Below are 26,837 nucleotides of genomic sequence, written 5' to 3'. Positions count from 1 at the left end.
TGCTGTACAGGCAGAGTGCTCCGCGTTGTTGTGCCTGATAGTGGAGGTTCCCCTTGACACCATCGAAGCCTGTCGCTCCCGGCATCGATTTCCCAGGCGTCGGCTGCGGCCTCGCTATCCTGCGCGACAACCAAATCCTCCTCTGCCGCCGGCTGAAAGCGCCGGAGCAGGGACACTGGACCATCACGGGCGGCAAGGTCGACATGATGGAGGACAGCCGTTCCGCTGCACGTCGCGAGGGCATGGAGGAAAGCGGGCTCGCGATCGGCGACGCCATCGACTTTCTCTGCATCAGCGAGCATGTGCTCGAGGCGGACCGGCAGCACTGGATCTCGCTGATTTACGTCACGCGCGATACGCACGGCAATCCTCTGGAGACCGAGCCGGACAAGCTGGCGGATATCGGATGGTACGATCTCGACGCCCTGCCAGCGCCGCTCTCCCGCTTTGCGGCCGATGCCATCGCGGCTCTTCGGACCCAGAGCCTACTTGGCTGAGCGCACCGCCGCCTCATAGGCAAGCCGCGCCCAGCGCGTCATTTCATCGGGATCATCGAGCGCTGCGTCGGGGATCGACCAGTAAGGCATGAAAACCGGCTTCTTGCCCGCCTTTCCCTCATAGCTCCACTGGCGGGCACCGGCCGCCTCGAAGAGGGGCGCGCTCTCGCGATCCGTCTTCAGCATCAGCTCGCTGTTGAGATCGATCGCCACGATCAGTCCGTTGCGATAGACGCCCTTGCCGCCGAACATGCGTTTGATGGTCACCGGGCCGAGCCCGGAAAACAGATCCTCGATCGCGTCGATATCCATTCGCTATCCCTTCAGCACACCACCGACTGCCGCGATCGCCTCCGGCGTGTCGAGATCGAGGTGGGCGGCCGGTCCGATATCGACATCGACGACCGGCAGTCCGCCCGTTTCGATCACGTGGCGCGCGCCGACATCGCCTTCGAGCTTGCGGAGCGCGGGAAACAGCGCGCGCGGCAGGATCACCGGGTTGCCCCGCTTGCCACCGTAGACGGCGCGCACGACGGCCTGTCCACCCTGTTCTTCAAAACCCGCAATCAACCGCCGCACATCCCCAGCCGTTACCCCGGGCATGTCTGCCAGCAGCACCAGCATCCCATCCGCCTCGGGTCCGATACCGTCGAGGCCCGCGATCAGCGACGACGCCATGCCCGAGGCGAAGTCGTCATTGTGCATGAACACCAGATCAAGCCCAGACAGCGCCTCCCGGATCTCGCTCGCCCGATGTCCGGTCACGATCGTTACCGGCTCGCGGCTCGCGGCAAGCGCCACCTTGGTTGTCCGGCGCACCAGCGGCACGCCGTCGAATTCCGCCAGCAGCTTGTGATGCCCCGCCGTACCCATACGGCTCGCCTCACCGGCCGCGAGCACCACAGGGCGCACGATCAGCGGACGCATCGCCTGAACACCGTTCCCATCCACCTCATTGCGGGCGCGTGGGCGCGGACGCGTCGGGATTTCCGCCAGCAGCCCGCCGACGCCCATGCCCGTGATCTCCCGAGCGCCCACCGTCTCGCCCGCAAGGATCCGGTCCAGCACCCAATCAAAACCGTTCTCCTTCGGGCTGCGCGCGCAACCCGGCGCGCCGATGATCCTGACATTGCCGAGGGTACCAAGTACGAGAAGATTGCCCGGATCGACCGGCATGCCCAAATGATCGACAGTACCACCGGCCGCACGGATTGCAGCCGGAATGACATCGTCCCGATCCGTCACCGCAGAAGCGCCGAACACGATCACCAGACGCGACCGGTCGCAGGGTTGCGCCACGGCGTTTCGGATCGCCGCAGCAACCGCATCCTGCTCGTGCGCCACACGGACGTCACCCGTCAGACGGCTTCCCGACCGGCGCAACCGATCCTCCAGCACGCGCCGCGTCTTGTCCATCACTTGCACCTTCAGAGACGGGAGCAGGGTCGAGACGAGCGTGACGTCGCGCGGGATGAACGGCTTGATGGCAAAGGCTGGTGCTTCCGCAAGAATCGAGGCGGCCTGCTCTGCACGTCGCCGATCCACAGCAAGCGGAATGATCTTGATCGTCGCCACCATGTCGCCGGCCCGCACCGCCACATGATCGGCAAGACAGGCGAGCGTGATGGCGGGGTCGATGCGGTTGAAGCGGTCAACACGGTCGCGCGTCGCGACGAAAAGACCGTCCACGGCCGCGTGCAGGTTCAGACGGCCCGTCGAGGCTGGTGAGAATGTCATGTGATCCGGCACGATTCCGGCCGCGATCAACGTCGCCGCCTCGTCCTCGCCGATATCGTCAGGCCCGAGACGGGCAACGACCACCCGATCCATGCCGATGGCAGCAAGGGCCGCAACATCCATGGCGCCAAGACGCGTCCCCTTGGCAAGCCGTCCCTCCGGAAGCGCCACGGCATGCGCCAAAATGCCCTCTTCCGCGTCGCCGAGCGGCACCGGACCGAACCTCATGCGCCGACCGTCCCGGGAGCGGAAACAGTCTCCACAACCGGTCGCGTTCGAAGCGTCTGAATGATATCGGCAAGGATCGATACCGCGATCTCCGCAGGCGTCGCCGCCCCGATGTTCAGCCCAATGGGCGCCGAGATACGCGCGATGGCCTCCGGCGCGAGTTCCAGTGCCTGAAGGCGCTCGACGCGCCTGCCATGCGTCTTCCGACTGCCAAGAGCACCCACATAGAAACAGCCGGCCTCCAGCGCTGCCTTCAACGCGGCATCGTCGATCTTCGGATCATGCGTGATGGCCGCAAGCGCCGTATAGGCATCGAGCGGCCGTTCTGGCAGCACCTCTTCCGGCCAGTCCGCAATGAGATCGACGCCGCCGAACCGCTCCGGCGTCGCAAAGGCCGTCCGGGGATCGATGACGAGAGCGGAAAACCCTGCCATCTCCGCCATCGGCACCAAAGCCTGGGCGATATGCACCGCGCCGATGATCACGAGCCGCGGCGGCGGACGGTAGATGTTGACGAAACAGAGCCCGTCGGCGGCCAGCCGCGACACCCCGGTCACGAGGGCAGCCCTGACATCGTCAGGCCCCTCCTCGCCCTCGGCGGAAACGCGCGTGCGACCCGTCGCAAGATCGGTCCAAGACGCCACGCCACACCGATGACCGCGCAATTCGTTGAGCCGGCTAAGTGATGACAGGTCCAGCCCGGAGCCGATCTTTTGAACGAGGACCCGGATCTGCCCGCCGCAGGACAGGCCGACCTGCCAGGCGGTCTCGTCGGCCACGCCGAAGGAAAGCACGCGCGCCTCTCCCGAAGCGATCACGTCCACCGCTTCCGTCACAACCGCCCCTTCCACGCATCCGCCGGAAACGGAACCATCGAAATTCCCGTCTTCGTCGATGACGAGGTGGCTGCCGACCGGCCGCGGCGCAGATCCCCACGTCTCGATCACGGTTGCAAGAGCAACCGCCCGGCCCTGCTCGCTCCAGGCCTGTGCAAGCAGGAGGGGATCATGCGCATCGAAATCATTCGTCATGGAAATATCCCTGATCGTGCAACCGGAACAGGCCGTTAGCCCAACGGTTGCCGCAAGACGACCGATATAGTGCGTGGGCCACTGGTTTTCAGCCATGATGCCCGCGGATTTTCCGCGACCGCTTCGCGCCATCGTCCTTTCGCTCCGAGCAGCAGGAGGCCGCCTTCCAGCCTGTTCTCAAAGTCAAAACATGGGCATCTCCGGAAGAACCGACCGTTTTCCTTTGACGCGCGTCCCCGGATTGCCGAACATGCAGGATCGGCGTCCCGTCGCAAACATTGCCAACCCGCCCGGTCAGCTCCGAGCCCTGAAAGATCCATGTCCCGCGTCCTCGTTCTCATTCCTGCTTTCGCACTCGCCGCCGGCATGGCATCCGGTGCCGCCGCTGCCGGGCTGAAGGTCGGCGTCGTCGCCCCCGTCGAAGGGCCGCTCGCTCTGCTCGGCCGGCAGGTTCTGGAAGGCGCGCGGTTCCAGGCGGAGGCCCGCGGCTCCGAGGTCGTCGCCATTCCCGAGACGTGCGAGGCTGGTGACGCCGAGACCTTGAAGGCCGCCGTCGCTGCGGCGGGCGCCGAGGCACTGGTCGGCTTCCTCTGCACCGAGAGCCTCGAAGCCGTCCTGCCGACGCTTGCCGGCACCGGCATCCCCGCCGTCACCCTGGGCGTCCGCTCCGATATCCTCATGGAAGATGCGCGCAAGAACAACTGGCCGTTCTACCGGCTGGTGCCGAACGCCCGCAGGGAAGCCGAAAAGATCGCGAACGTCATCATCGAGCGCTGGAAGGGCGAGCCTCTCGCTCTGATCGACGATGGCACGATCCATGGGCGCGACCTCGTGGAAGGCGTGCGGTCGGCTTTGGCCGAGACGGGCCTGACGCCCGTCTTCACCGATACCTACCGTCCGGCGCAGGAGCAGCAGATCAGCCTCGTGCGCCGCCTGGCCCGCAGCGGGGCAACCCATGTTCTGATCGGTGGCGACCGGAGCGACGCCGCGATCATCGCGCGAGACGCCCGCAGCGAAAAACTCCCGCTGACGCTCCTGGGCGGCGAAGCGCTGGATGCGGCCGACCAGCCGGTTCCACTGGCAGACGGCGTTCTTGCCGTCACGCTGCCGGAAGCAGCAAGCCTGCCGGAGGCGACCACCACCGCGGCGGCGATGCGCGCCGCCAATATCGTGCCCGACGGCTATGCCCTGCCCGCCTTCGCCGCGATGACTCTGCTGGAGCAAGCAAAGGACCGCGCCCTGAAGGACGGTTCGCCGCTGGCGGACGCACTGCCGAAGGCGCCCTATCCCACCGTCGTCGGAACCATCCGGTTCGATGCCGGCCACGAGCTCGCCGACAATCCCTACAGGCTGATGGAATGGCGCCAGGGCCGCTTCGTGGATGCGCCGCCGCCGGGCGAATGAGGGCCGCGATATGACGATGCAACGTGGGCCACGAAATGCGCTGACCGATGTTCCCGGGCTCACGGTCGGCCATGCGCAGGACGACGTGCTGAAATCCGGCGTGACCGCCATCCTCTGCGATCCCCCGGCCGTTGCCGCCGTCTCGATCATCGGGGGCTCGCCCGGCACGCGCGAAACCGACCTGCTGGAGCCTCATAACAGCGTGCAGACCGTCGATGCGATCTGCCTTGCCGGCGGCTCCGCCTTCGGTCTCGATGCCGCATCGGGCGTGCAGGCCGCCCTCCGCGCCATGGGCCGTGGGCTGAAAGTCGGTCCCGCCATCGTGCCGATCGTCCCAGCCGCCATCCTGTTCGACCTCAACAATGGTGGCGACAAGAACTGGGGCACCTATGCGCCCTATCGCGACCTCGGCTACACAGCCGCCATGGCCGCCACGACTGAGGTCGCGACCGGAACCATCGGTGCCGGCACGGGCGCAAACACCGCCACCGTCAAGGGCGGCCTCGGTACCGCATCGACCGTCCTTGCGAACGGCATCACCGTCGGCGCGCTTGCCGCCGTCAACCCGCTCGGCTCCGCGACCATCGGCGACACCGCCTGCTTCTGGGCATCACCCTTCGAGCTGGACGACGAGTTCGGCGGACGGGGCCTGCCCATGCCCCTGCCTGCCAACGCGACGGCCATCCGCACGAAGCTCGATGCCGTCACGCCGATGGCCAACACGACCATCGCCGTCATCGCCACGGATGTCTCCCTGACGAAAGCCGAAGCCAAGCGCCTCGCCGTCGCCGCGCATGACGGGTTCTCCCGCGCGCTCTGGCCGTCGCATACCCCTCTCGATGGTGATCTGGTCTTTGCCGTCTCGACGGGCCGACGGCCGGGCAATCTCAGCCCCGCGGATTTCCTCAGCCTCTGCGCCGCCGCTGCCGCCACGATGGCGCGGGCGATCGCGCGCGGCGTACATGATGCGACACCGGCCGAAGGCGATATCAACCCGTGCTGGCGCGACCTGCGGCCCACATCGCCCTGAGAGCCCCGACATTGCCGCTCCCGTCCACCAGTGCTACTGCATCGGCACTCGGACCGGAATCGGTTCAGGGAGAGATGATGCAGCCGTTTTCCTTGCGTCGAAGCGACGGAAACGCATCCCGGAGATTTGAGCATGCCGCTTCCCATTCGTATCGCCCCGTCCATTCTCGCCTCCGATTTCTCGCGGCTCGGTGAAGAGGTGCGCGACGTCGTGGCCGCCGGTGCTGATTGGGTGCATCTCGATGTGATGGACGGCCATTTCGTGCCCAACATCACCTTCGGCCCGGATGTCGTGAAAGCTCTGCGTCCCGTCACGGACGCACCTTTCGATTGCCACCTGATGATTTCCCCCGCCGATCCCTATCTCGAAGCCTTCGCCAAGGCCGGATGCGACAGCATCACCGTGCATGCCGAAGCCGGGCCACACCTGCACCGCTCGCTCCAGACGATCCGCAACCTCGGCAAGAAGGCCGGCGTCGCCATCAACCCGGCAACGCCGGAAGCCACCGTCGAATACCTGCTCGATACGGTGGATCTCGTGCTGGTGATGACCGTCAATCCCGGCTTCGGCGGCCAGAAATTCGTGGAGCCGACCCTCGACAAGATCCGCCGGGTCCGCAGCCTCATCGGCGACCGGCCGATCGACATCCAGGTCGATGGCGGCATCACCGAGGCGACGATTGCAACAGCCGCTGCTGCCGGCGCTAACGTCTTCGTCGCGGGCTCCGCGATTTATAGCGGAGGCTCGCCCGAGGCCTATCGCACGGCGATCGAGAAGCTCCGTACGCTTGCGGAAGGCGGTCGCGGATGACCAGCGACGGCGGCCCGCCGCGGCTGCCGACAGTCGCCCCACGTCCGAACCTCGGCAGGACGGTCGCAGACCGGTTGCGCGCCGGCTGGCAGGGTGCAACGCGCCACCTGCTCCTCGCGCCAACCTGGGGGCTCCTGATGTCGCTCTGCGCCCTCGCCTTCCTGTTCCTGCACGGGCGCGCCGGAACCGGCCACACCGTGTCGGTTCTGGTCCTCTATTTCGTCGGTGGCATGCTCGCCTTGCCGATCAGCATCTTCGTCTCGCGGGCACTTTCCCTTGGCCGGCGCGCCGAAACACGCTTTGCCTGCACGTTCCTTTGCCTGACCCTTCTGACGATCGGCATGACGGCTTTTCTGTTCGCCATGCAGTATCGCCTGTTCTTCTCCCGCTGGCACGCACCCTTCGCCACCCGTATCTGGTTCTACCAGTTCGCCTTCACCAGTGCGGGCGCCGTCTACCAGTTCATCGTCATGGGCGTCCGTCTCTATCTGCCGATAGGGCTTCCCGCACTTCTCGGCATGAGCTTGTGGCTGACACGGGACGATGAGCACGGGCGTGGAAACACCCTTCGGCGTTGAGCTTGCCGGACATCTTTGATAGAGGCTCGGCCAACGATATCCGAGAGAAAGCTGACAGCCGATGATCCCCCGCTATTCCCGTCCGGAAATGGTCGCCATCTGGTCGCCCGAAACCAAGTTCCGCATCTGGTTCGAAATCGAGGCGCATGCCTGCGACGCGCTTGCCGATCTCGGCGTCATCCCCAAGGACGCCGCGCGCACCATCTGGGAAAAGGGTGGCGCAGCCACGTTCGACGTTGACCGGATCGACGAGATCGAAGCCGTCACCAAGCATGACGTAATCGCCTTCCTCACGCATCTCGCCGAAATCGTCGGCCCGGACGCCCGCTTCGTCCATCAGGGCATGACGTCGTCGGACGTGCTCGACACCTGCTTCAGCGTCCAGCTCGTCAAGGCGACGGACCTGCTGCTGGCCGATATGGACCGCCTGCTGGAGGCCCTGAAGCGCCGCGCCTTCGAGCACAAGGATACGGTCACCATCGGCCGCTCGCACGGTATCCACGCCGAGCCCACCACCTTCGGCGTGAAGCTGGCGCTGGCCTATGCCGAGTTCGAGCGCTGCCGTGCCCGCCTCGTCGCCGCCCGCGAGGAAATCGCCACCTGCGCGATCTCGGGCGCCGTCGGCACCTTCGCCAACATCGACCCGCGCGTCGAGGAACATGTGGCTGCGGCCCTCGGCCTGAAGCCGGAACCGGTGTCCACGCAGGTCATCCCGCGCGATCGCCACGCCATGTACTTCGCCATCCTCGGCGTCATCGCGTCGTCGGTCGAGCGCGTTGCGACCGAAATCCGCCATCTGCAGCGCACGGAAGTTCTGGAAGCCGAGGAGTATTTTTCGCCGGGCCAGAAGGGCTCGTCGGCCATGCCGCACAAGCGCAATCCGGTTCTGACCGAGAACCTGACAGGCCTCGCCCGCATGGTGCGCGCCTTCTCGATTCCCGCCATGGAAAATGTCGCCCTCTGGCACGAGCGCGACATCTCGCACTCCTCCGTCGAGCGCATGATTGGCCCGGACGCGACGGTAACGCTCGATTTCGCCCTCGCACGCCTGACCAACGTTATCGACAAGCTGCTGATCTACCCCGACAACATGATGGGCAACCTCAACAAGTTCCGGGGCCTCGTCCATTCGCAGCGCGTCCTTCTTGCCCTCACCCAGGCCGGCGCCTCGCGCGAGGACGCCTATCGCCTCGTCCAGCGCAATGCGATGCGTGTGTGGGAACAGGGCAAGGACTTCCTGGAAGAGCTGCTCGCCGACGAAGAGGTCCGGGGTTACCTGCCGGAAGCCGACATCCGCGAGAAGTTCGACCTCGGCTATCACACCAAGCATGTGGACACGATCTTCCGTCGCGTCTTCGGCTGATCCGCCTCACGCAGATCCGCTCCGAAATCGCCGGAACGGTCGCATTCGCTAGAATGCGACCGTTCCGCGCAAGACTTTGGTGAATGCTTCCCGATACTTTGTTAACTGCAGCTAACATGCAGACGAGGGGGAGCAAAACCGACATGCCGGCACAAATAGGTATGGAACGAGAAGCGCGGTCCCGCGTCAAGCTGACGGGGCGCGTCACCTGCCGGGACAAGACGAGCACAGGAACCGTGGTCGATCTCTCGGATGCGGGCATGAACCTGCAACTGGCCTACGACATCAAGGCAACACAGGGCCAGGCGGTCATCATCGACACCGAAGAACTCGGACGCTTGAACGGCATGGTGCAGTGGGCCCGCGGCGATCAGATCGGCGTTCGCCTGATGACCTCCTCGAACACCAGCGCCAAAATTGCCTCCTACTATAAACTTTTCCGATAGGCGACGCTCGCGACATGCGCCAAACGCGGTGCTTGACGCCCTCAGGTCTTGACAACGAAGGTTTGCCACCGCACATCGCGACATCATGAAAGCCTCGGAAGCAGACATCCTCATCGTTCCCGGATATACCAACTCCGGTCCCGGCCACTGGCAGACCCGCTGGGAAAGCAAGCTCGCCTCGGCACGCCGCGTCGAACAGGCGGAGTGGGTGAAGCCCGTGCGCGAGGACTGGGTCGCCCGGATGAACGAAGAGATCGAGGCGGCAACCAAGCCGGTGGTCATCGTCGCGCATTCCCTCGGCGTCGCCACAGCCGTTCATGCCATTTCCAAGGAAAACCAGCACAAGATCGCCGGCGCCTTCTTCGTCGCTCCACCGGATGTCGAGAACCCGAAAATCCGACCGAAGCATCTGATGACGTTCGGACCTTACCCGCGCGACCCGCTTCCCTTTCCCTCCATGATCGTCGCCAGCCGCAACGATCATTTCGGATCGTACGAGCATGCCGGAGACATCGCCAATGCCTGGGGCTCTACGCTCGTGGATGCAGGTGAGTCGGGTCATCTCAACGCTGAATCGGGCCACGGACCGTGGCCCGAAGGTACGATGGTCTTCGCCCAGTTCCTCAGCCGCCTAAAGCCTTGACTTACCCGTATATCTGGGTGAATCCTGATAGATGGAAAGGTGCCTGAAGACGAACCTGTCTCGGGCGATACTCCCCGGGCTGGGCGGACGTGGATGTGACGAGCGAACCTGGCAGCCAGAGCGACAGCGCTCCCCTCGACATGGTTCCGCCGGACGACGTCTCCCGGCGCTTGAGGCTCGCACTCGATGTTTCCAAGATCGGCGTGTTCGATGCGGATCTGGAGACGGGCCGTGTCACGCGTGATGCCGTCCTCATGCAGATCTTCGGCTACGGCGACCGGCCCGACGAAGATGAGGGCGATCTGCTCGAAAAGACCCTCCATCCCGAAGACCGCGATCGAACCTGGGCGACGATCAATGCGGGAATCGCCTCCGGGGAACCCTTCTTCAATGCGTTCCGGATCATCCGACCTGATGGCGAGGTTCGCTACCTCCACTCCCGCTCGGTGACGTTCCGCGACGGTAAAGGCCACCACCGGCTGCTCGGCGCCAATTGGGATGTGACGGAAGACGTCATGCTGCAGCAGAGCCTCGAACAGGCCCGCACGCTGTCCGAAACCCGGTACGAGGCACTGGAGAGCGCCTGGCGCGAGATCGAGCGTCGCGCCCTGCAGGACCAGCTGACGGGCCTTGCGAACCGGCACGCTCTCCTGCGCTGGCTGGATAGCCTCCCGGCACCCCCGGACGGTCCTCGTCCCGCCCACGCCATCCTGCATATCGACCTCTCCCGCTTCAAGGAGATCAACGATACGCTCGGCCATCGGGCGGGTGATGCCGCCATCGTTCACGTGGCCGGTCTGCTGGAAAGTTTGCGTTTCCAGGACGAATGGCTTGCGCGCATCGGAGGCGACGAGTTCGCACTCGTGCTGGGGGCCGGCGAGCGCTCGGAGAATGCGGCGCAGATCGCAGAGGAGGTCATTCGCATCCTGGAAGCACCTATCCCCTGCGACGGCCACCTCTGTCGCTGTGGCGTCAGCATCGGGCTTTCCCGGACCGGCGACGATGTGGACGGACGCCAGGCGCTGATCAATGCCGCGATCGCCCTATCCTCTGCCAAGGCGCAGAAGGGCAGCCGCACCGTTCTCTTCACGGCAGAGCTGGAGAATCGAAACCGCGCCATCAAACAGACAGCCGACGACATCCTGCGCGGGCTGGACGACGACGCTTTCATGCCGTTTTACCAGCTGCAGTTCGATGCAAAGACGCTCGAGATCAGCGGTGTCGAAACCCTGGCGCGCTGGCAGCATCCCCAGCACGGCGTCCTCGCGCCGGACCGGTTTCTGAAGATCGCCGAAGATATCGACGTGATGTGGCGCATCGACCGGTCTCTGGCGGAGAAAGCCTGCGCGGACTTTCTGCGCTGGAGGCTCGAAGGGCTCGATGTCCCCCGCATGTCCGTCAACATCTCCGCCCGCCGCCTGCTCGATCCCCAGTTGCTCGTTTCCTTCCCGACGCAGAGTTTCCCCAAGGGTACCTTCGTTTTCGAAATGCTCGAATCGATCTTCCTCGATGCCCTGGACGACGAGATGTCCAAAGCCATCGATCGCATCCGCAAAGCCGGTATCGCCATCGAGATCGACGACTTCGGCACAGGCCACGCCTCCGTCCTCGGGCTGACCACACTTCACCCGAAGCGGCTGAAGATCGATCGGGCGCTCATCGCCCCGCTGACACGCGGCGAACGCCATCGTCGCCTGATCGCCGCGATCATCGAAATGGGCCATGCGCTCGATATCGAGATCGTTGCGGAAGGCGTCGAGACGCAGGCGCAGATCGATCTGCTCCGGACGATGGGGTGTGACGTCCTGCAGGGGTATGCCCTCGCCCGCCCCATGGGGACGCGGGACATAGAAGCCTTCCTGCGCGCGCGCCTGCCGGCAACCGCTGATACGGCTCTTGCAACGGAAGGTTCTCCCCCTGCCGCGGAATGATCCGGCCGCCGCCATGAGGCCGGCGCAGGCCTGCAATGCAGCGATCGACCCTCGCGTTTCCCGCGGACAGATCAGACGCCGATTGTGAAATGTTTTCTTTTCCGCTATGGACCCGGGAGAAAAACATGCCCCGACTGCACCAACGAAAAGGCGCATCTCCCAGCGCCCACAACAATATGAGACAGAGTCTATGAACCGTCGCCGCCGAATCTATGAAGGCAAGGCCAAGATCCTCTATGAGGGCCCCGAGCCGGGCACGCTGATACAGTTCTTCAAGGACGATGCCACCGCTTTCAACAAGAAGAAGCATGACGTCATCGATGGCAAGGGCGTGCTGAACAACCGCATCTCCGAATATATCTTCACGCATCTGAACCGCATCGGCATCCCGACCCACTTCATCCGCCGCCTCAACATGCGCGAGCAGTTGATCAAGGAAGTCGAGATCATCCCGCTTGAGATCGTCGTGCGCAATGTCGCGGCCGGATCGCTGTCCAAGCGCCTCGGAATCGAGGAAGGCACCGTGCTGCCGCGCTCGATCATCGAATTCTACTACAAGGCCGACGCACTCGATGACCCCATGGTCTCCGAAGAGCACATCACGGCCTTCGGCTGGGCGAGCCCGCAGGAGCTGGACGACGTGATGGCGCTCGCCATCCGCGTCAACGACTTCCTGACCGGCCTGTTTCTCGGCGTTGGCATCCAGCTGGTCGATTTCAAGATCGAATGCGGCCGCCTGTTCGAAGGCGACATGATGCGGATCATCCTGGCCGACGAGATTTCGCCCGACAGCTGCCGTCTCTGGGACGTCGTGACGAAGGAAAAGATGGACAAGGACCGGTTTCGCCGCGATATGGGCGGCCTGGTCGAAGCCTATCAGGAAGTCGCCCGCCGTCTCGGCATCATGAATGAAAACGAACCGCCGCGCGGTTCCGGTCCGGTTCTGGTCAAGTAAGCCGCCAGAACCCGAGAGCATCCAGTTTCGAGGAAAACGACAAGTGATCACCGCACGCGTAACCGTAACGCTCAAGAACGGCGTTCTCGACCCGCAAGGCAAGGCCATCGAAGGCGCCCTCGGCGCCCTCGGTTTTCAAGGCATCGGCCAGGTTCGCCAGGGCAAGGTGTTCGACGTCAAGGTCGACACCGACGACCGCGCGAAAGCCGAAACCGACGTAAAGGCCATGTGCGATAAGCTGTTGGCAAACACCGTGATCGAGAACTATACTATCTCCCTCGACTGAAGGTTGCGGGAGAGTGGCATGGCAGAGGTCACGAATGAACTGATGTACGAGTTGCTGAAGAGGTTTCATCAGCGGTTCGACAAGCTGGATCTGTCCATCGGTGAACTGAAGAGCGAGATGCAGAGCATGCGTGGCACGCTCGTTTCCGTTCAGCAGGACATTCACAACATCTATGGCGTCCTCGGACGCCATGAGACCCGTCTCGACCGCATTGAAAACCGCCTCGAGCTGCGTGAGCTCGCCGAGGCACAGGCAAGGTTCGATCCGCATCCATGAAGTCCGCCGTCGTTCAGCTCCCCGGTCTCAACCGCGACCGTGACATGATCACCGCCCTGACCATGATCTCCGGCAAGCCGCCGGTCACCATCTGGCAGACGGAAACCGAAATTCCGGATGTCGACCTGATCGTCATTCCCGGTGGTTTCTCCTATGGCGATTACCTGCGCTGCGGCGCTATTGCCGCCCGCATGCCCGTCATGCAAGCGATCAAGGCCAAGGCGGAACAGGGCGTCCGCGTGCTGGGCGTCTGCAACGGATTCCAGATCCTGCTGGAGGCCGGCCTTCTGCCGGGTGCGCTGATGCGCAACGCATCGCTGAAGTTCGTCTGCAAGGAAATCAAGCTCGAAGTGGTCAACGCTTCGACGGACTTCACCCGCGCCTATGCGGAAGGCCAGATCATCCGCTGCCCGGTCGCCCATCACGACGGCAACTACTTCGCCGATCCTGAAACGCTGGAGGAGATCGAAGGCAACGGCCAGGTCGTCTTCCGCTATGCGGCCGGTACCAATCCGAACGGCTCGATGAACGATATCGCGGCCGTCACCAATGCCCGCGGCAATGTTCTCGGCATGATGCCACATCCGGAAAACCTGATCGAAGCCGCGCATGGCGGCTCGGACGGTCGCGCCCTGTTCGCCTCGGCTCTCGACGTCATCGCGGCCTGATCATCGGCCGCGATTCTTTCCGACATAGCTTCCGGCGTAGCCGGACCCATACCGAGATCCAGCGATGAATCCTGCCTGCCTGTCCTCCATCGCTGCCGCCATTGCGGCTCTCCTGTCCGGCTGTCAGTCGGCACCGGAGCCAGCACCCGTCCGCAACGTCGCGGCGCTGCCGACGATGGAGCGCATTGCTCTCAGCGCCAATGCCTGCTGGTTCAAGTCGGGGGACGCCGCCTTCAAGGCCTACCGCCTGGCACCGGAACTCAATTCCTTCTCCGGCCGCCCGCGCATCCTGCTCGTCAAGCGCAACAATCCTGAAGCCCGCCCGCTTGCGGTCATCCAGGCCGAAGGCCATCCGGCCAAGGTCGATGCCTTCGGTCCCCTGTTCAGCGAACCGGTCGGCACCCGCATGACAGGCGACATCAAGCGCTGGATGGCTGGCGAAAAAGGCTGCTGATCCCGTCTCGCCGCCGGGCCCGCATCTGTTGTGCTCCGCCGTCGCCGACGCGCCTATGACTCTACCAAGTCTCTCTGATCTGAATACATCGAGTGAAGTGCTGACCGGACGATACGGTGCCAGCACTCACTCGATGAAGTACGACTTGCCAAGCTCCTCGCGAACCTCCCAGCGCGTCAGGCCGACATCGTTCAGCTGATCGTCCGTCAGATCCCTGAGCACGAGCCGTCCCGCACGCTTCATCCGCCATTCGGCAAATCTTTCCCTCATCCGTCCGAGAAAGCCACGCCTTATCGGACGTGGTGGCGAAACCATGTCGCCGCTTGATCGGAACAACCGCTCACGCTCGAAACTATCGGGATAAATTGTTTCAATTGTATCATTATACTGGCTGACCGACATCGTGATTGCTCCCAAGTCCTGCAAAATCGTTTCGGATCAATGCGTACAATTGACAAACACAATCGAGCAATGTCATTATTGTCACCATGACAAATTGGCTTCCTGATCTCTCGGCCGGCGACGGACCGCTCTATCTCAAGCTCGCGCAGTCCATCGAGGCTGCGATCGACAGCGGCGCCCTGCCGCCCGGTGAAAAACTGCCGGCACAGCGAAATCTGGCCTTTGATATCGGCGTAACCCTCGGCACTGTCAGCCGCGCCTATACCCTGGTGCACGAACGCGGGCTGGTGGCCGGCGAAGTCGGGCGCGGCACCTATGTCCGCGAACGGAAGACCACTCCCGACACGACATCAGATTCGATGAAATCCTTAGCCGGCACACGTCCTTTCGAGGCGCCGACGGGCAAGCTGCGCTTCGATGCGACCGGGGCATCGCATGTCGGACAGGCGCATGTCATCCAGGAGATTCTGGCGCAGGTCGTCTCCGACCATCCGACGGAGATCGCCGATTATACGCGCGCGGCGCCCACCCACTGGCAGGAAGCGGGCGCCGCCTGGATGGCGCGCGCCGGCTGGGTGCCGGATGTCGAGGGTATCGTCGTCACGCAGGGCGTCCACGCCGCCATTGTCTCCGTCGTTACGGCGGTGACGGCGCCGGGTGATCGCATCCTGTTTGAAAACATGACCTACAGCCAGGTCGCTCGCGCGCTCAGCCTCATGGGCCGGCGCATCCTTGCCGGGGACATCGATGCGCAGGGCCTCGTGCCGGAGGATTTCGAGCGCATCTGCCAGCAGCAGCACCCGGCCGTCGTCTTCCTGATGCCGACCCTGCAGAATCCCACGCTGGCCACGATGGATCGCACGCGGCGTCAGGCGATTGCAACCATTGCCCGGCGATACAATGTCTTGCTGATCGAGGACGACATCTACGGCGTGCTCACGAACGACACTCAGCCGATGCTTGCAGCGCTCGCGCCGGAGCGGACCTTCGTCGTGTCAGGCCTGTCGAAGTCTGTCGCACCCGGCGTTCGCGGCGGCTGGGTTTCCTGCCCGCCGCACTTCGCCGCCCGCGTGAAGATCGCCCACAAGATGCTGACCGGCGGCACCGCGTTCCTGCTGGCGGAATGCGCCGCAAGGCTGGTGCTGTCCGGTGAAGCCAAAGCCATCCTCAGCCGCGTCGTTGCGGAACTGGAGGCACGGGAGGCTCTCGCCCGCGATATCCTCAGCGGACACGATTTCCGGTCCCTCCCCCAGATCCCCTTCCTCTGGCTGCAATTGCCCGAGCCCTGGCTGGCGGGCACGTTCAAGGCGGCCGCCTTCGAGGCCGGCGTGTTGATCGATGGCGAGGACGAGTTCAAGGCCGGACGCTCCGACAAGGTGCACCACCGGGTCCGCATCGCCTTTTCCAATCACGGCCGCGAGGATGTCCGCCGCGGCTTCCATATGCTCCGGAACGTGCTGGACGGAGGTCTTGCCGGCTACGACAGCGCCAGTTGAGGCAAGCCTCCCGCAAGACAGACCTGCTTCAGTCCACGCACGACCTTCATAAGTGTGGACACTCACATGATTCCTGCCGGCAACACCCAGCCGAAGCCGAGCCGCCGCCCTTTGGCGCTGGCATGCTTCCTTCTCGTTAGCGGGCAGCTTGGCTTTGCATTGCCGGCCTCCGCCGGTGACGGCACCTTCGATGAGCTGCGCTTCGGCGCGACGGCCTCCATTGCCGATGGCAACCTTCACGAAGACGGCGCCTTCCCCTCGGCCACCCTGTTCTTCGATCCGTTCGACCGCGGCGCGGCCACCGACTGGCGAGATGCGCTGGCCCGTCCGCGCGTCCATGTCGGCGGGGAGATCGGCATAGGCAACGGCGCCAATCTGGCTTTTGCCGGCCTGAACTGGACCTTCGACGTCAGCCCCAAGCTCTTTCTCGAAGCCGGCTTCGGCGGCCTCGTCCATGACGGCAATCTCGATGGGTCAGGTGAGGATGGCCCCCGCCTCGGCTGCCGGCTGCTGTTCCACGAATACGCCGCCGTCGGCTATCGCCTCGATGCAAAATGGAGCCTCATCGGTCAGGTGGAACACGCCTCCCATGCCAAGCTCTGCGACGGCCCGAACGGCGGCTTCACGCGGGCAGGCCTGATGGTCGGTTATCAATTCTGAAAACCACTTTTACCGCCATTTGGCAGCATTCCCACGGCATTTTCCTGTCGCGCGACGGGCGGGCTTCGGCTAAGAACCGGCCAACGTCTCAGGGAACCTTCACATGGCCATCTCAAATGCCCGCCCGATCACGCCGGACCTCATCGCCTCCCACGGCCTGAAGCCGGACGAATACCAGCGCATCCTGGATCTGATCGGCCGCGAGCCGAGCTTTACCGAACTCGGCATCTTCTCCGCCATGTGGAACGAGCACTGCTCGTACAAATCCTCGAAGAAATGGCTGAAGACGCTGCCGACCAAGGGCCCGCGCGTCATCCAGGGCCCCGGTGAAAATGCGGGCGTCGTGGATATCGATGATGGCGACTGTGTCGTCTTCAAGATGGAAAGCCACAACCACCCCTCCTTCATCGAGCCCTATCAGGGCGCAGCAACGGGCGTCGGCGGCATCCTGCGTGACGTGTTCACGATGGGCGCGCGGCCGATTGCGGCCATGAATGCGCTGCGTTTCGGCGCGCCGGATCATCCGAAGACCCGCCACCTCGTCTCCGGCGTCGTCGCCGGTGTCGGCGGCTACGGCAATTCCTTCGGCGTTCCCACGGTCGGCGGCGAAGTCGAGTTCGACGCCCGCTACAACGGCAACATCCTCGTCAACGCGTTCGCGGCGGGCCTCGCCAAGACCGACGCGATCTTCCTGTCGGAAGCCAAGGGCGTCGGCCTGCCGGTCGTCTATCTCGGCGCGAAGACCGGCCGCGATGGTGTGGGCGGTGCGACGATGGCCTCGGCAGAATTCGACGAATCGATTGAAGAGAAGCGTCCGACCGTGCAGGTCGGTGACCCCTTCACCGAAAAGTGCCTGCTGGAAGCCTGCCTCGAACTGATGAAGACGGGCGCCGTTATCGCTATTCAGGATATGGGCGCTGCCGGCCTCACCTGCTCGGCCGTCGAGATGGGCGCCAAGGGCGGGCTTGGCATCGAACTGATCCTCGATCAGGTGCCGGTGCGTGAAGAGCGCATGACGGCCTATGAAATGATGCTGTCGGAAAGCCAGGAGCGCATGCTCATGGTGCTCGAGCCCTCCAAAGAAGAGGTCGCCAAGGCGATCTTCGTCAAATGGGGCCTCGACTTCGCCATCGTCGGCAAGACCACGGACGACCTGCGATTCCGCGTTCTCCATCAGGGCGAGGAAGTCGCGAACCTGCCGATCAAGGAACTCGGCGACGAAGCCCCGGAATATGATCGCCCCTGGACGCCGGCCAACGTACCGGCTCCGCTTGCCGCGGATGACATTCCCCAGGCCGACATCGCGGATGCGCTGCTGAAGCTTGTGGGATCCCCGAACAACGCCTCGCGCCGCTGGGTCTACGAGCAGTACGATACGCTGATCCAAGGCAACTCGCTGCAGCTGCCGGGCGGCGATGCCGGTGTCGTGCGCGTCGAGGGGCACGCCACGAAGGCACTCGCCTTCTCCTCCGACGTCACGCCCCGCTATGTCGAGGCCGATGCTTTCGAAGGCGGCAAGCAGGCTGTCGCCGAATGCTGGCGCAACATGACCGCGACCGGCGCGCTGCCGCTGGCGGCCACCGACAACCTGAATTTCGGCAACCCTGAAAAGCCCGAGATCATGAGCCAGCTGGTTCATGCCATCAAGGGTATCGGAGAAGCCTGCCTCGCGCTCGACTTCCCGATCGTCTCGGGCAACGTCTCGCTGTACAACGAGACGCATGGTCAGGCGATCCTGCCGACCCCGACCATTGCCGGCGTCGGACTCATCGACGACTGGTCGAAGATGGCCCGTATTCGCTTCGCAGCCGAAGGCCAGACAATCCTGCTCGTCGGCGCGCCGGTAGAACTCGGAACCCACCTCGCCCAGTCCGTCTACATGCGCGACATCCACGGCCGCACCGACGGCCCGCCGCCGCATGTCGATCTGGCGCTTGAACGCAAGTCCGGCGACTTGGTCCGCGAACTCATCCGCGATCGCCTCGTCACATCCGTCCACGATTGCTCGTCCGGCGGTCTTGCCCTTGCCATCGCCGAAATGGCGATCGCCTCCGACATCGGCGCGACGATCGATGCCGTTGAAGGCCGCGACCCTATTCCCGTCTTCTTCGGCGAGGATCAGGCCCGCTACGTCGTCACGGTCAAGACCGACGATGTCGAGGAGATCCAGAACATCGCCGAAATCCGCGGCGTTTATGCGCCTGTCATCGGCAAAACGGGCGGCGCGACCGTCACGCTCGGCACGGCCCGCGCCGTTCCGATCGAGAGATTGCAAAAGGCGTATGAATCGTGGTTCCCTGACTTCATGTCCGGCGAATTGCCTGCGACCGAATAAAGCCACAGAATGAACCGGATCGGGCCCGAGCGGGTTAACCCGTACGGGAACAAGGAGAACACCCCATGGCGATGAAACCGGGCGATATCGAGGACATGATCAAGACCGGCATTCCCGGTGCGCAGGTGACCATACGCGATCTCGCCGGCGACGGCGATCATTATGCGGCCGAAGTCGTCGCGGAAGCCTTCCGCGGCAAGAGCCGGGTGCAGCAGCACCAGATGGTCTACAACGCGCTGCAGGGCAATATGGGCGGCGTGCTCCACGCGCTTGCCCTGCAGACATCGGTTCCGGAGTAAGCTTATGGCCGGCCTGATGAAGATGCTGGTGGCAGGCGTCGTCGACGGGGTCTTGAAGGAGATCCTGAAGAAGAGCGGCACCGGCACGACGAAACGGACGCGCCGGCAGGCCCGCACCCCGACCGGCGTTGTGACCGGGCTCGTCAAAGATGCGATCATCAAGGCCATGGCGCCGAAGAAGCAAGTCAGCCGCAAACGCACCGCGGCTGCGCGCAGCAAGCAGAAGCGCGTCTAATACCAAGTGTCGAGGGTTTCTCCGCTCCATGCGGAGGTCCCATCCTTTTTTCGACCGGGATGGGTGAAAACTGCGACGCGGCATGCTATGTGACTGTTATCGACACCCGTCCTTGAAGCGGGACAGAGAAGGAATTCAAGTATGACCGGCATCCACGATTTCATCGACAACGAGGTCAAGACCAACGACATCGTGCTCTTCATGAAGGGCACCCCGCAGTTTCCGCAGTGCGGCTTCTCGGGACAGGTCGTGCAGATCCTCGAATATCTCGGCGTCGACTACAAGGGCGTCAACATTCTCGCGGATGCGGATTTGCGCCAGGGCATCAAGGACTATTCGAACTGGCCGACGGTTCCCCAGCTCTACATCAAGGGCGAGTTCATCGGCGGCTGCGATATCGTCCGCGAGATGTTCCAGGCCGGCGAGCTTCAGACGCATCTGCAGGAAAACGGCGTCGAGGTCAAAGCTTCGGCCTGATCCGGCTTCCTCTGCAAGATATCTGGTCCCCGGCCTCGCGCCGGGGTCATTGTTTTCAGCCGCGGCATCCCGACCCGTTGAAAAGTAAATACGCGGCAGCTGCCGGTCGATATGTCGTCACGCAGCTGTTGCCGGATTGCGCTACCGAAGCCGCGAGCACCGCGATATGTTTGATCAGGGTTCCGAATCATGCGGTGATCCGTCCTCTCACAGACACACCGGGACAGCAGCGATGCCTCCCATCATGGCCGGTTTCCGGCAGATTTCGTTGAAAAGCGCTATGGGCAAATGATCCCCGATCAAGCGATCACTTGATCTAGAGATCGGCTACGACCTATGGCTGAACGTCCGGCCGATGCGCGGCGCTGCCGCGTGCTTCCGTCGGATCGCCTGCCGCAAAGCGGCGGGATGGAAGGACTTTTGAAAATGACGTCCACCACGGAACCCGCCATCGCGATGCCGTTGTCGAAGGGTCAGTTCATCGCCATCATGGCCATGCTGATGTCGATCAACGCGCTGTCGATCGACATGATGCTGCCGGGCTTGCAGGAGATCGGCCAAAGCCTCGGCGTTGCCGACGAGAACAGCCGCCAGTTCGTGATCACCTCCTACCTGATCGGCATGGGCAGCGCCCAGCTCTTCTTCGGGCCGCTATCCGACAGGTTCGGGCGCAAGATGCCGCTGATCGCCGGGTTGGTGATCTATGCGCTCTGTGCCTTCGCCATCGTCTTCGTGCCGAGCTTCGGTGCGCTGCTCGCTCTGCGCTTCGTGCAGGGCCTCGGCGCTGCCGCCACCCGCGTCATCAGCGTCTCCATCGTCCGCGATATCTATGGCGGACGCATGATGGCGGAGGTCATGTCACTCGTCATGATGGTCTTCATGGTCGTGCCCGTCATCGCGCCAAGCATCGGCCAGCTGGTCATGCTGTTTGCCGAATGGCACATGATCTTCCTGGTCATCTCCATCTACGCGTTCTTCGCGACCGTGCTCGTCGTGCTCTACCTGCCGGAGACGCTTGCCCCGGAGAACCGGCGCCCCTTCACGATCAAGGGCATCGCCGCGTCCTTCGCCATCGTTCTCGGCAATCGCACGGCGCTCTGTTACGCACTGTCGATCTCCTTTATCTTCGGCGCACTGTTCGGCTTCATCAATTCGGCCCAGCAGGTCATGGTCGGCGTGTTCGGCCTCGGCAATTACTTCCCGCTGGTCTTTGCCTGTTTCGCGGGCCTCATGGCCGTGGCGTCCTTTACCAATTCGCGCCTCGTCGGCCGCTACGGCATGCACCGGGTATCCCACATCGCGCTTCTGCTCTTCGTAGCAGCCAGCGCCGTTTGGGCCCTGTTCTCCGCAGCCGGCTTCCTGCCTTTCTGGCTGTTTGCCATCCTCTACGGCAGCGCCATGTTCCAGTTCGGCCTGATCGGCGCGAACTTCAACGCCATGGCCATGGAACCCCTCGGCCATGTCGCCGGCACGGCCTCCTCCGTTATCGGCTTCATGCAGACCATCGGCGGCGCCCTCATCGGCGCCATAATCGGCCAGGCCTTCGACGGCACGGTCACGCCGCTGGCATTCGGCTTCATGTCCGTCGCCATCATCGGCCTTTTCTTCGTGCTTCTGGCCGAGCGCGGGCGCCTGTTCTCGTCCGATCACCACCATCCCGCCGGCTGAGCCCCAACCGCCCTTAAGATCGAGATCCGTATGTCCACTCCCTCCCAGCCTCCTTTGCCGCAAGGCTCGCAACGCATCGGGCTCGGCTTCCGCGAGTTCGTCGTCACCATCGCTTTGATGACGGCGAGCATCGCGGTCGCCATCGACAGCATGCTCCCCGCGCTACCGCATATCGCCAGCTCGCTCAACGTTCCCAATCCGAACGACGCGCAGCTGGTCATCGCCGTCTACTTCTTCGGCTTCGGCTTCGCCCAGCTGGTCTTCGGCAGCCTTGCGGATGCCTTCGGTCGGCGCACGATCCTGCTGCTTGGCCTGGCCATCTTCACGGTCACGACCTTTGCCGCCGCCTGGACGGAGAGTTTTACGGCCCTCCTCGCCTTCCGCTTCGCCCAAGGCGTCGGCGGCGCCGCCATCCGCATCACCACCACGGCGATCACGCGCGACTGCTTCGATGGCCGCGAGATGGCGCGGGTCATGTCCTACATCATGATCGTCTTCATGCTGGTACCGATCCTCGCGCCGTCCTTCGGCCAGGCCGTGCTCACCTATGCCGACTGGCACTGGATCTTCATTCTGCTCGGCGTCATCGGCGCGATCCTGTTCGTCTGGGCGAGCCTGCGCATGCGCGAATCGCTGCCCGTCTCCGAGCGGTTGCCGCTCTCCGTCGCAGCAATCTCCGGCGGCTTCCGCACGGTCCTCACCAACCGCATTACCTGCGGCTACATGCTCGGCCTGACGCTGTTCACCGCCGTCATCTGCACCTTCATCGTCACGGTGCAGCAGATCTTCGGAACGGTCTATGGCCTCGGCGACTGGCTGCCGATCGCCTTTGCCGGCACGGCCTCCGGCATCGCGGTTGCCAACTTCATAAACGGCTATTTCGTCCGCCGCTTCGGCATGCGCCGCATTTCCCATGCCTGCATGATCATCTTCACGGCGCTCGGGCTGCTCGCGGTCGGCGTCGCATTCTTCGGCACGCCATCCTTCCTCTTCACCTACCTGATGCTCAGCGTCATGCTGATGTTCTTCGCCGTCATCACCACGAACTTCACCGCCATCTGCCTCGAACCCATGGGCCATATTGCGGGGACGGCGACGGCGGTCACCGGCTTCGTTTCCACCACCGGCGGCGCACTCCTCGGCGGCATGATCGGGCAGATGTTCGACGGCACGGTACGCCCGCTCTTCGTCGGCTTCGCCCTTTTCGGCATCTTCACCATCCTCGCCGTGCTCTGGGCCGAACGCGGACAGCTCTTCACCCACCCCGGCGACGAGCCGGAGATGGAACCGGGCATGGGCGGCCATTGACGAACAGCCTTGGCGGCAGAATCGAAAAAGGGCGGCCACTGGCCGCCCTTTTTGGTATCACAGTCTGTCCAAGACGTCAGATCGTGAAAACCTTCTCCCGCAGCAGATGCCAGCTTGCCTCGTCGGACGCGACCAGCAGACCACCATCCAGATGCTGCGGCTGGTAGCGCGAACCATCGAAGCGGCGAACATAGGCGCCGGCCTCTTCTGCGATCAGGCAACCCGCCAGATGGTCCCACGGCATCAGCTTCTGATACATCAGAAAGTGGAAGTGCCCGGCGGAGAAGGCGCGGTACTCATGCGCTGCGCAGCGGTAGCTGGTCGCGATCCGCACGCTGGCCATGTTGCCCATGATGGTCCGGCGCGCGTCCGGCGCATAGAACCCCGTGGACGCGCAGCCAACGAGATCCGCAAGCGTCGCCGGCGCCGGGGTGACCGAAAGCTGGTCCTGCGATCCGTCTGCACGGCAAAGCCACGCGCCGGCCCCCTTCTCCGCGATCACCCAGTCATTGCCCATCGGATCATAGATGATCCCGGCGATCGTCTCGCCACCTGCAATCACGCTCGCCATCACGCCGAACAGCGGCATGCCCGCGGCATAGTTGAAAGTGCCGTCGATCGGATCGACGATCACGGCGAGGTCGGCGCCGGCAAGCTTGTCCAGAAGTGCCGGATCGGCGGCAACAGACTCCTCGCCGATGAACAGCGCACCGGGAACGACATCGCCGATGCGCGCCTTGATCAGCCGCTCCGCCGCTTCGTCGGCCTCGGTGACGAGATCGATCGCCTCCGTCTTCATCCGGACGTCGCCGCTCGAAAGATTGCGGAAGCGCGGCATGATTTCGATTGCGGCGGCCTCCTGCAGCAGGTTGGCCAGTCCGGCAATGTCGATCTCGCGGGTCATGAAAGAGGCTCCGTTTTTGTAGGTTGCGTCGTCAGCGACTGGAAGTCGAAAAGCTTGGGGTCGAGCAGGTGTGACGGGTTGGCATGGCCGAGCGCGCGCAGCATCGTGTCCTTGCGGCCGGGCATGCGGGCCTCGATGTCGGCCAGCATCGCCTTCATCGCATTGCGCTCCAGCCCGTCCTGCGAGCCGCAAAGGTCGCAGGGAATGATCGGGAACTGCATGGCGGCAGCGAATTTCGCGAGATCGTCTTCCGCCGCATAGGCCAGCGGCCTGAGCACCGTCAGGTCGCCCTCGTCATTAACGAGCTTCGCCGGCATCGTCGCCAGCCGCCCACCGTGGAAGAAGTTCATGAAGAACGTCTCGAGAATGTCCTCACGGTGATGGCCGAGAACGAGGGCGTCGCAGCCCTCCTCGCGGGCGATCCGGTAGAGATTGCCGCGCCGCAGGCGGGAACAGAGCGCGCAATAGGTCCCGCCCGCCGGCACCTTCTCCTTCACGATCGAATAGGTATCGCGATACTCGATGCGGTGACGCACGCCGATGGACGCGAGATACTCCGGCAGGATGTGCTTGGGAAAATTGGGCTGCCCCTGGTCCAGATTGCAGGCAATCAGCTCGACCGGCAGCAGGCCGCGCCATTGCAGGTCGATCAGCAGCGCCAGCAGGCTGTAGCTGTCCTTGCCGCCGGACACCCCGATCAGCCAGCGCTTCTGGCCGTTCAGCATCCCGAAATCCTCGATGGCCTGACGGACATTGCGCAGGAGGCGCTTGCGTAGCTTGTTGAAGCTGACGCTGTCCGGCATGCCGCGGAAGATCGCCGGCAGATCGGCGGGCGGTTCGGCCAGAGGTTCGATGTGCGATCCCTTGGGATCGTCGTTCAGCAGCATGGAATCAGGTGTCATCGACGGGCTTTCCGGCAGAGGCTCTTCGGCAGGAGGCCGACAGGCACGCGGATGCGTTTGGATGGCCTGCCATGCCCGCCGGACGTGTCAAGATCAAGACAAATCGATCCGAGGATCGCGTTACGCGCCGAACACGGACCATCCGGTGCGGTTTGCCAGCATCTCCAGCGCCACCGAGCCGAGCTGCGAATTTCCGTTCTCGTTCAGCCCCGGCGACCAGACGGCAACCGCGGCCTTACCCGGCGCCACCGCCATGATGCCGCCGCCGACGCCGCTCTTGCCGGGAAGACCGACATGATAGGCGAAATCGCCGGAGCCATCATAATGGCCGCAGGTCAGCATCAGCGCGTTGATACGGCGCGCCCGCTGCCGCGACACGATTGAATGACCGGTGCCCGGCTGCTGCCCGTTATTGGCGAGGAAGAGCCCGGCTTTGGCAAGTTGCACGCAGGTCATCGCAATGGCGCAGTGGTGGAAATAGACGCCGAGCACATGCTCCACAGGATGATCGAGCTTACCGAAGGACCGCATGAAATTGGCGAGCGCCGCATTGCGGAAACCGGTCGCGGCCTCCGATTTCGCCACCTGCGGATCGATCGAGATATCCTCGTCATCGGCCAGCATCCGCATGAAGCGCAGGATCTCGCCGATCACCTCGCGCGGCGTGTGGCCGGCGAGAATGAGGTCGCTGATGGTGATGGCGCCGGCATTGATGAAGGGATTGCGCGGCTTTCCGCCCTCATGCTCCAGCTGCACGATCGAGTTGAAGGCGGAACCCGACGGCTCGCGCCCCACCCGCTTCCACAAGCGCTCGCCATGCTTGCCGAGCGCCAGCGTCAGCGTGAAGACCTTGGAAATGCTCTGGATCGAAAACGGAACCGCGGCATCGCCGACCGAAAACACCTTGCCATCGACCGTGACGATCGCCATGCCGAAGCTCTTCGGATCAATCCGGGCGAGTTGCGGGATATAGTCCGCGACCTTCCCTTCGCCGCGCCGCGGCTCGACGGCCGCATAGATGTCATCGAGCACCGACTGGAGATCGAGATGTTCCGTATCCGACATGGGGTCCTCACGTCGTTGCCAGGCGGTTCTTCGCATGAAAAAAGCCGCCCCGAATGGAGCGGCTTTTTCCCGAATGTGCAAGGCCGAAGCCTGGCCAAAAGCTTATCGCGAATAGAATTCGACGACGAGGTTCGGTTCCATGATGACGGCGTAAGGCACGTCTGCAAGGAACGGGATGCGTGCGAAGGTCGCAACCATCTTGTTGTGATCGACTTCGATGTAGTCGGGAACGTCACGCTCTGCGAGGCCGACGGCTTCGAGAACGGAAACGAGCTGCTTGGACTTTTCGCGAACTTCGATGACGTCGCCGACCTTGCAGCGGTACGAACCGATGTTGACGCGAACGCCGTTGACCGTGACGTGGCCGTGGTTGACGAACTGACGGGCAGCAAAGACCGTGGGAACGAACTTGGCGCGGTACACGATCGCGTCGAGACGCGATTCGAGCAGACCGATCAGGTTCTCCGAGGTGTCACCCTTGCGGCGGTTGGCTTCATCGTAGGTCGCGCGGAACTGCTTCTCGCGGATGTCGCCGTAGTAGCCCTTCAGCTTCTGCTTGGCGCGCAGCTGAACACCGAAGTCCGAAAGCTTGGACTTGCGACGCTGGCCGTGCTGGCCGGGGCCGTATTCGCGGCGGTTCACCGGGGACTTCGGACGACCCCAGATGTTCTCGCCCATACGGCGGTCGATTTTGTACTTGGACGATTCGCGCTTGCTCATCGCATTTCCTTTCAGAACGTTGCACCCGT

The 26,837-nt window shown here is 63.6% G+C and carries 30 protein-coding genes; 22 read left to right on the top strand and 8 right to left on the bottom strand.

What is annotated here, in order from left to right:
- The first annotated feature begins 53 nt into the window (after positions 1-53).
- Positions 54-497, top strand: coding sequence for an NUDIX domain-containing protein (locus C8J33_RS03885; RefSeq protein WP_132663197.1), 444 nt, complete (start codon positions 54-56; stop codon positions 495-497).
- Here C8J33_RS03885 and C8J33_RS03880 read toward each other — a convergent pair.
- The 3 genes from C8J33_RS03880 to C8J33_RS03870 are packed head-to-tail and all read right to left on the bottom strand — an operon-like array spanning position 486 to position 3,493.
- Positions 486-809 (bottom strand): TfoX/Sxy family protein, encoded by a 324-nt coding sequence (locus C8J33_RS03880; protein WP_132663196.1) that lies wholly within the window; start codon positions 807-809, stop codon positions 486-488. The genes C8J33_RS03885 and C8J33_RS03880 overlap by 12 nt on opposite strands.
- 3 nt (positions 810-812) lie before the next feature.
- A complete protein-coding gene (locus C8J33_RS03875) occupies positions 813-2,462 on the bottom strand; it encodes an NTP transferase domain-containing protein (RefSeq protein WP_132663195.1) in 1,650 nt (549 codons plus the stop codon).
- A complete protein-coding gene (locus C8J33_RS03870) occupies positions 2,459-3,493 on the bottom strand; it encodes an XdhC family protein (RefSeq protein WP_132663194.1) in 1,035 nt (344 codons plus the stop codon). Before C8J33_RS03870 ends, C8J33_RS03875 begins: the two co-directional genes overlap by 4 nt.
- 318 nt (positions 3,494-3,811) lie before the next feature.
- Here C8J33_RS03870 and C8J33_RS03865 point away from each other — a divergent pair, with 318 nt between their 5' ends.
- From C8J33_RS03865 to C8J33_RS03805, 13 genes are all read left to right on the top strand, one after another.
- A complete protein-coding gene (locus C8J33_RS03865; protein WP_132663193.1) occupies positions 3,812-4,897 on the top strand; it encodes a branched-chain amino acid ABC transporter substrate-binding protein in 1,086 nt (361 codons plus the stop codon).
- 16 nt (positions 4,898-4,913) lie between these two features.
- The gene (locus tag C8J33_RS03860; protein ID WP_132664440.1) at positions 4,914-5,927 is read left to right on the top strand and encodes a P1 family peptidase; all 1,014 of its coding nucleotides are present in this window, start codon (positions 4,914-4,916) and stop codon (positions 5,925-5,927) included.
- A gap of 132 nt (positions 5,928-6,059) precedes the next feature.
- Complete coding sequence (gene rpe / locus C8J33_RS03855) at positions 6,060-6,737, top strand: ribulose-phosphate 3-epimerase (RefSeq protein ID WP_132663192.1); 678 nt, start codon at positions 6,060-6,062, stop codon at positions 6,735-6,737.
- Complete coding sequence (locus C8J33_RS03850) at positions 6,734-7,315, top strand: hypothetical protein (protein WP_132663191.1); 582 nt, start codon at positions 6,734-6,736, stop codon at positions 7,313-7,315. The genes rpe and C8J33_RS03850 overlap by 4 nt, the downstream gene beginning before the upstream one ends.
- Positions 7,316-7,376: 61 nt before the next feature.
- Positions 7,377-8,678, top strand: coding sequence for an adenylosuccinate lyase (gene purB, locus C8J33_RS03845; protein ID WP_110798960.1), 1,302 nt, complete (start codon positions 7,377-7,379; stop codon positions 8,676-8,678).
- Between the two features lie 143 nt (positions 8,679-8,821).
- Complete coding sequence (locus C8J33_RS03840) at positions 8,822-9,124, top strand: PilZ domain-containing protein (protein ID WP_110798961.1); 303 nt, start codon at positions 8,822-8,824, stop codon at positions 9,122-9,124.
- Positions 9,125-9,209: 85 nt separating this feature from the next.
- Positions 9,210-9,767 (top strand): RBBP9/YdeN family alpha/beta hydrolase, encoded by a 558-nt coding sequence (locus C8J33_RS03835; protein ID WP_110727925.1) that lies wholly within the window; start codon positions 9,210-9,212, stop codon positions 9,765-9,767.
- A 95-nt stretch (positions 9,768-9,862) separates the two neighbouring features.
- Entirely contained in the window at positions 9,863-11,698 is a 1,836-nt protein-coding gene (locus tag C8J33_RS03830; protein ID WP_132663190.1) for a putative bifunctional diguanylate cyclase/phosphodiesterase, read from the top strand.
- Positions 11,699-11,888: 190 nt separating this feature from the next.
- Positions 11,889-12,653, top strand: a complete 765-nt coding sequence (gene purC / locus C8J33_RS03825; RefSeq protein ID WP_092933881.1) for a phosphoribosylaminoimidazolesuccinocarboxamide synthase — start codon at positions 11,889-11,891, stop codon at positions 12,651-12,653.
- A 43-nt stretch (positions 12,654-12,696) separates the two neighbouring features.
- On the top strand, positions 12,697-12,939 hold the full coding sequence (purS, locus tag C8J33_RS03820) for a phosphoribosylformylglycinamidine synthase subunit PurS (RefSeq protein ID WP_132663189.1): 243 nt from the start codon (positions 12,697-12,699) through the stop codon (positions 12,937-12,939).
- A gap of 18 nt (positions 12,940-12,957) precedes the next feature.
- Complete coding sequence (locus C8J33_RS03815) at positions 12,958-13,215, top strand: hypothetical protein (RefSeq protein ID WP_110734465.1); 258 nt, start codon at positions 12,958-12,960, stop codon at positions 13,213-13,215.
- Positions 13,212-13,883: a phosphoribosylformylglycinamidine synthase subunit PurQ gene (gene purQ / locus C8J33_RS03810; RefSeq protein WP_132663188.1), complete on the top strand. Its 672-nt coding sequence runs from the start codon at positions 13,212-13,214 to the stop codon at positions 13,881-13,883. The genes C8J33_RS03815 and purQ overlap by 4 nt, the downstream gene beginning before the upstream one ends.
- 64 nt (positions 13,884-13,947) lie before the next feature.
- Entirely contained in the window at positions 13,948-14,337 is a 390-nt protein-coding gene (locus C8J33_RS03805) for a hypothetical protein (protein ID WP_110798964.1), read from the top strand.
- A 126-nt stretch (positions 14,338-14,463) separates the two neighbouring features.
- Here the strand turns inward: C8J33_RS03805 and C8J33_RS03800 are convergent, their stop codons facing one another.
- Positions 14,464-14,739: a DUF1127 domain-containing protein gene (locus tag C8J33_RS03800; protein ID WP_132663187.1), complete on the bottom strand. Its 276-nt coding sequence runs from the start codon at positions 14,737-14,739 to the stop codon at positions 14,464-14,466.
- Between the two features lie 86 nt (positions 14,740-14,825).
- Between C8J33_RS03800 and C8J33_RS03795 the strand changes: the two genes are divergently transcribed.
- The 8 genes from C8J33_RS03795 (at position 14,826) to C8J33_RS03760 (ending at position 23,217) form a co-directional block, all read left to right on the top strand.
- Positions 14,826-16,235 carry a PLP-dependent aminotransferase family protein gene (locus C8J33_RS03795; RefSeq protein ID WP_132663186.1) on the top strand — a complete coding sequence of 470 codons (1,410 nt, stop codon included), beginning with the start codon at positions 14,826-14,828 and terminating at the stop codon, positions 16,233-16,235.
- Between the two features lie 66 nt (positions 16,236-16,301).
- Positions 16,302-16,895 carry an acyloxyacyl hydrolase gene (locus C8J33_RS03790; RefSeq protein WP_132663185.1) on the top strand — a complete coding sequence of 198 codons (594 nt, stop codon included), beginning with the start codon at positions 16,302-16,304 and terminating at the stop codon, positions 16,893-16,895.
- A gap of 103 nt (positions 16,896-16,998) precedes the next feature.
- On the top strand, positions 16,999-19,230 hold the full coding sequence (gene purL, locus C8J33_RS03785) for a phosphoribosylformylglycinamidine synthase subunit PurL (RefSeq protein WP_132663184.1): 2,232 nt from the start codon (positions 16,999-17,001) through the stop codon (positions 19,228-19,230).
- Between the two features lie 65 nt (positions 19,231-19,295).
- Complete coding sequence (locus C8J33_RS03780; protein ID WP_062593005.1) at positions 19,296-19,529, top strand: BolA/IbaG family iron-sulfur metabolism protein; 234 nt, start codon at positions 19,296-19,298, stop codon at positions 19,527-19,529.
- A 4-nt stretch (positions 19,530-19,533) separates the two neighbouring features.
- Positions 19,534-19,764 carry a hypothetical protein gene (locus C8J33_RS03775; protein WP_110734458.1) on the top strand — a complete coding sequence of 77 codons (231 nt, stop codon included), beginning with the start codon at positions 19,534-19,536 and terminating at the stop codon, positions 19,762-19,764.
- 141 nt (positions 19,765-19,905) lie between these two features.
- Positions 19,906-20,241, top strand: a complete 336-nt coding sequence (gene grxD / locus C8J33_RS03770; RefSeq protein WP_110727936.1) for a Grx4 family monothiol glutaredoxin — start codon at positions 19,906-19,908, stop codon at positions 20,239-20,241.
- 426 nt (positions 20,242-20,667) lie between these two features.
- Positions 20,668-21,909: a multidrug effflux MFS transporter gene (locus C8J33_RS03765; RefSeq protein WP_165929721.1), complete on the top strand. Its 1,242-nt coding sequence runs from the start codon at positions 20,668-20,670 to the stop codon at positions 21,907-21,909.
- Between the two features lie 30 nt (positions 21,910-21,939).
- A complete protein-coding gene (locus C8J33_RS03760; RefSeq protein ID WP_132663183.1) occupies positions 21,940-23,217 on the top strand; it encodes a multidrug effflux MFS transporter in 1,278 nt (425 codons plus the stop codon).
- A gap of 76 nt (positions 23,218-23,293) precedes the next feature.
- On the opposite strand, the gene C8J33_RS03755 is transcribed toward C8J33_RS03760, so the two are convergent.
- From C8J33_RS03755 to rpsD, 4 genes are all read right to left on the bottom strand, one after another.
- Positions 23,294-24,121 (bottom strand): inositol monophosphatase family protein, encoded by an 828-nt coding sequence (locus C8J33_RS03755; RefSeq protein ID WP_132663182.1) that lies wholly within the window; start codon positions 24,119-24,121, stop codon positions 23,294-23,296.
- The gene (gene ttcA, locus C8J33_RS03750) at positions 24,118-25,023 is read right to left on the bottom strand and encodes a tRNA 2-thiocytidine(32) synthetase TtcA (protein ID WP_245507047.1); all 906 of its coding nucleotides are present in this window, start codon (positions 25,021-25,023) and stop codon (positions 24,118-24,120) included. The genes C8J33_RS03755 and ttcA overlap by 4 nt, the downstream gene beginning before the upstream one ends.
- Positions 25,024-25,143: 120 nt before the next feature.
- Positions 25,144-26,088: a glutaminase gene (locus C8J33_RS03745; protein WP_132447334.1), complete on the bottom strand. Its 945-nt coding sequence runs from the start codon at positions 26,086-26,088 to the stop codon at positions 25,144-25,146.
- Positions 26,089-26,190: 102 nt separating this feature from the next.
- Positions 26,191-26,808: a 30S ribosomal protein S4 gene (rpsD, locus tag C8J33_RS03740; protein ID WP_092933906.1), complete on the bottom strand. Its 618-nt coding sequence runs from the start codon at positions 26,806-26,808 to the stop codon at positions 26,191-26,193.
- Between the last annotated feature and the right edge of the window lie 29 nt (positions 26,809-26,837).

This window comes from Rhizobium sp. PP-CC-3G-465, from assembly GCF_004343445.1.
GTDB lineage: Bacteria > Pseudomonadota > Alphaproteobacteria > Rhizobiales > Rhizobiaceae > Ferranicluibacter > Ferranicluibacter rubi.
The sequence above is the reverse complement of the archived record's forward strand: the minus strand, read 5'-3'. Positions and strand labels throughout refer to the sequence as shown.